The organism is Kitasatospora putterlickiae (assembly GCF_039527695.1).
In the GTDB taxonomy this organism is placed as follows: domain Bacteria; phylum Actinomycetota; class Actinomycetes; order Streptomycetales; family Streptomycetaceae; genus Kitasatospora; species Kitasatospora putterlickiae.
Genome location: NZ_BAAAKJ010000265.1, coordinates 10042 through 14990 on the forward strand (window position 1 = coordinate 10042; position 4949 = coordinate 14990).

Sequence of the window (4949 nt, forward strand, 5' to 3'; positions counted from 1 at the left end):
CCGGGCCGGGGCGGGCACGGGTGGTCGGGCGCCTCCAGCGGGTCCAGGACGCCGGACCAGCCGCCGAGCCCGGGGCCGAGCCGGTCGGCGACCCGGTCGCGGACCATCAGCAGGGCGGCGCCCCAGCCGGCCCGCAGCCACTTCTGGCCGCCGGCGGCGAGCACGTCGGCCGCGTCGGCGGCGAAGTCGACGGCGCCGAGGGCCTGGACGGCGTCCACCACCAGGACGCGGTCCGGGCCGATCAGCTCCTTGATCCCGGCCAGCGGCGCCCGGAAGCCGGTGGCGGCGTCCACCGCGCAGACCGCGACGGCGCGGACCCGGTCGTCGAGGCGGGCGCGGACGGCGTCGACGGTGAGCGGCCCGTTCAGCTGACGTACCGTCAGTCCGCTGTTTCCGGAGGCGCGCAGCCACGGGTAGAGGGCGCCGGGGAAGTCCGTCCGCGCCACCAGCACGGTCCCGTCCGCCGGGGCGGCCGGGCGGGTGAAGGCGTGGGCGGCGGCGAAGAGCCCGTGCGAGGTGGAGCTCACGAAGGCGAGTTCGTGCGGCACGCAGCCGAGCAGCTTGGCCGCCGTCCGGGCGGTCGCGTCCGCTTCCGCGTCGAGGCGTTCGAGCGCGGCCCAGCCGCGGCGGTGGAGCCGGTCGGCCTCGCGGACGAGTACCCGGCGGACCGGCTCCGAGACCGGGCCGAACCGCGCGAAGTCCAGGTAGCCGGCCGGTTCGGCGAACTGCGCCAGGTAATCACGCATGACTCTCCCCCACCTTTGGGGCGATTTGAACGTTCAAATCACACATAAATAAACACAACCGATCAACATCGAACGAGCGGGAGCCAGCAAACGCCCCTCGTCGAGTCCGCGTCAAGACCCGTGCGGCCAGAATCCCCCGGTCGAGACCCTCTCGTTACCGTGCGCCGAGCCCCCGGTTGGACGCTCTTGCGCAATGCAATTTGACATTACTATTTTACTAGCTAACGGGTCGAGCGAACGCGCAACACCGATCCCGCCACCATTCAACTCCCGTGCGACTGTGCGTTCCTGGCGCTCCCCCAAGCCCATCGCCCGCACCACGCCAGCACCGCGCACCCCCACACCCCACAGGAGAACCGGTGTCAGCCACCCCACGTCTGCGTACCGTCCTGCTCTCCGCGGCCCTCGCCGCCACCCTCACGGCCCCGCTCGTGCAGAGCGCCCAGGCCGTCACACCCGGCCCCGCCCCGACCGCCTCCGTTCCCGCCGCCCCCTCCGCCACGTTCGGCGACGCCGCCCGCCCCCCGGCCGGTGCCGCCGACGAGGTCGCCCACGGCACCGGCACCGGCGACGCCGGCCCCGAGGGCGCGCCGGAGAACGCGGACCGCCAGTCGATCGCGACCGCCGGGCAGCCGGTCGCCGACCCGGCGGCCCCGTCCTCCCCCACCACCCGCACGGCCGCCGCCGGCTGCGACCTCGCCGCCTTCAGCGCGCTCTCCCCGAGCGCCCTCGCCGACTTCCTCGGCGACCCCGCGCACGGCTACGACGACTGCCTGCTCCCCCTGCTCGGCACCTGGCGACCGGAACTCGCCAAGATCCTCACCCCGGCCCACGTCCGCACCGTGGCCGAGCGGATCAGCGCCCTGGCCCCGAGGTTCGACAGCGCCAACACCCTCAACCAGGAAGGACTCTGGTACTTCCTGCACGTCGCCGTCCTCTTCGACTTCGGCACCGAACACCCCGAGCTCGACTTCGGCGACGAGACCACCACGGCCACGATCCGGCGTGCCACCGCCGACTACCTCGCCAACCCGCGCGTCTTCGAGCCGACCACCGAAGCCGGCAAGGCCATGGGCGAGGTGTTCCACGCCAACAGCGGCCCCCACCTGCGCCCCGATCTCCTCCCGCTCAGCGAGCGCGTGCTGCGGCAGTACGCCGCCGCCGACAGCCCGTACATCGGCGACCGGGGCTGGAACTGGGCCCTGCAGGCCGCGCTCCAGATCAACTACCAGGGCATCCTCAACGTCGTCGAGGACGGCGGCGACTTCCGGAAGGCCGTGATCGCCAACCCCGGCTACCGGCAGGCGATCCGGTCCTTCATCGACTACCGCCACCTCAAGGGCACCGGCACCGAGTGGGCCGTCAGCGACGCCATGCTGGAGTACGCCCGGCTGGCCACCGTCGAGGAACTCCAGCCCGTACTGAAGGACGAGCTCGGCGCGGTCATCACCGCCGCCCGGGACAACTTCGGCCACCTCAGCCGCCCGTGGGCCAACGTGGCCGTCGCGGTCAACGACCTCGGCCTCTGCCGGCCGTACGACGCCTGCCGGGAGGACCTGACCCAGCGGTTCTTCCCGAACACCTACAGCTACGACAACGGCACCCTGGTCATCCGGACCGCCCTCGACAAGGCCACCGCCGACCAGCTCTACTACGCCACCAAGCAGGTCAAGGCCCAGTTCTTCCGCACCGTCGGCACCGACCAGCCGCTCCCCGAGGACCCCAACCCCGTCCTCACCGTGCGGCTGTACGACACCAAGTCCAACTACCAGCGGCTGCAGCACCTGCTGTTCGGGATCGGCGACGTCGACAACGGCGGCATCTACATCGAGCAGGGCGCCACCTTCTACACCTACCAGCGCACCAGCGACGAGTCGTACCTCAGCCTGGAGGAGCTCTTCCGGCACGAGTACACCCACTACCTCAACGGCCGCTGGGCGATCCCCGGAATCGGCGGGACCACGCGGTGGCCGGGCGACGCCACCTTCGCCATGAACGAGGGCACCGCCGAGTACTTCGCCGGCGCCACCTCCGCGGACGGCGTCAAGGCGCGCAAGAACATGCTGAAGGAGATCGCCGCCGACGACCTGGCCGGCAGGCCCTGGCTGACCGTCGACCAGATCCTGCACGCCACCTGGCCGAGCCTCGGCTTCCGCGTCTACCCGTACGCGGCCGCCTTCTTCAACCTGCTCGGCGAGAACCACCCCGACCAGTTCGCCGAGATGTACCGCCTGCTGCGCGCCGACGACGTCGACGGCTACAACGCCTGGCGCGACCGCCTCGGCCGTGACGCCGGCCTCCAGCGCGAGTACACCGACTACCTCAAGACCCAGGCCCCGCTCGCGGCCGGCCTCTTCGTCCCGGCCACCGACTACACCCCCAACGGCCGGCTCCACTTCGCGTGGGCCTCCGAGGTGCAGGACGCCTTCGCCCGCGCCACCCAGAACACCCCGGTCTGCAAGGACAACGCCGACTGGAACAACTCCATGCGCTTCACCTGCACCGGCCGGATCACCGCCACCCTCCCCAACACCGTGGACGCCGGCCGGATCCGCGAGACCATGTCCGACACCGTCGACTACTTCCTGCTCGACCGCGCCGGCACGGCCGCCAACAACCTCACCGACATGAACTGCTGGTTCGGCGAGGTCGACGTCTGGCCCACCGGCCAGGCCGGCAGCGCCGACTACACCTGTGAGGGTCCGCTGCGCCGCTGACGCCCCGTCCGCCAGGTGCGCCGGGCGGGCCCTCCGCCCGGCGCACCGCACCGCCCGGGCCCCCGGATCGAGAGAAAATATTGGTCTACTCCAATTCTGTCCTGAATACGTCGTCACAACGGGCCCGGTGTGCCGTTCACTGTTGCACCCGAGCAGCCGGGTCCACTGGCCGCACGACCGGTCAATGTGGAGGCGTGATGCGAAGGGCCGTACGGTGTCTGATCGTTGGGGTGGCCGCAGGAGTCGGTGCCGCGGTGGTGATGTCCGTCCACCGCGGTGACGGGCTGCCACTGTTGCCCGCCCTGTGCGTGGACGGTTTCGTCCTGGTCGCCTGGCTGTCGCTCGTCGCCCTGGCCTTCCCGCGCCGAAGCGCCCCGCTCGCCCCGCTGGACGAGGCCGCGGGGCCGGCGGTCCTCACCGACCTCCGCTACCGCCTGGAGGTCGAACCCCGCGCCACCGCGCGCTGGAGAGGACGCCACTGGCCGTAAAGGCCGAAGGTTCGGAACCGGCCGAGATCACTCCGCACCCTTCCGGCGGCGGGGCGCCTCCTGACACCATGGCGCGAGACCCGAGAAGCGGAGGAGAGCTACGGTGCCCACGGTGCGCGTGAGTTCTGCGGTCATGACCCACCCGGTGCGCCTGGTTCAGGCCCGTGAGCTGGCCGATCGGCTCGGGCTCGACGGCCTGGCGCTCGATCCGGATCCGGACGGCCCGCCCTCGGCCCTGCGGACCGCCCTGGTCGCCTGGGCGGCGGCGGACTCCGGGGCGAGCCACCACCTCGTCGTCCAGGACGACGTCGACGGCCCGGAGAACCTGGTGGCGCTGGTCGGCCGCGCGGCCGCCCGGTTCCCCGACGAGGCCCTGGTGTTCTACACCAACTGGCACGCGCGCAACGGCGGCGCCTCCCGGCTCGCCGCGCTGGCCGGCGCCGCCTGGGTGCGGGCCGTGCCGGACGAGTTCACGCCGTCCCTCGCCGTCTGCCTGCCGCTCGACACGGCGGAGGACTTCCGCAAGTTCGCCACCGGCAGCGCCGAGCGCCACGACGACGAACTGTTCTCCGTGTTCTTCCGCGGCCGCGGCCGGATGGGCCTGATCGCCGTGCCCAACGTGGTGGAGCACATCGGCACCAGCAGCATCAACGGCCATGCCACGCAAGGCATCCGGCTCGCCGTCTGCCCCACGGACGCCGTCGACGCCGGGCCGCTCCTGGCGCGCGGCCGGGTCCTGGAGGAGCCGGGGTGGATCCCCTACATGCGCTACGGCGAGGGCTACATCAGGCTGGTCGGCCAGGAGCACGGCCCGGACGGCGGGCGCGGCCACCAGCGGTGGCGTGACGCCCTGCCGGCGACCGGCGTCGAGGAGCGCGCGGTGCACGACGCGGTCGCCGGGAGCATGCCGGCCGACCTGGCGGCGGAGGTGGCCGCGCTGTTCGGCCGGAGCTTCGCCGAGGAGCTGTGGATCCACTGCCTGCTGCTCGGCCGGCAGG

Annotated in this window: 4 protein-coding genes; 3 read left to right on the top strand and 1 reads right to left on the bottom strand. The window is 72.2% G+C overall.

The features are described from left to right. Window positions 1–746: aminotransferase class V-fold PLP-dependent enzyme (locus tag ABD308_RS26860; protein ID WP_344339544.1), on the bottom strand; the 746-nt coding region annotated here is incomplete at its 3' end. Window positions 747–1105: 359 nt separating this feature from the next. Between ABD308_RS26860 and ABD308_RS26865 the strand changes: the two genes are divergently transcribed. The 3 genes from ABD308_RS26865 to ABD308_RS26875 all read left to right on the top strand — a co-directional run. After that, entirely contained in the window at window positions 1106–3463 is a 2358-nt protein-coding gene (locus tag ABD308_RS26865; RefSeq protein ID WP_344339546.1) for a collagenase, read from the top strand. Between the two features lie 230 nt (window positions 3464–3693). Continuing rightward, window positions 3694–3951: a hypothetical protein gene (locus ABD308_RS26870; protein WP_344339548.1), complete on the top strand. Its 258-nt coding sequence runs from the start codon at window positions 3694–3696 to the stop codon at window positions 3949–3951. Window positions 3952–4069: 118 nt separating this feature from the next. Continuing rightward, on the top strand, window positions 4070–4949 hold an 880-nt coding region (locus ABD308_RS26875), incomplete at its 3' end, for a hypothetical protein (RefSeq protein WP_344339550.1).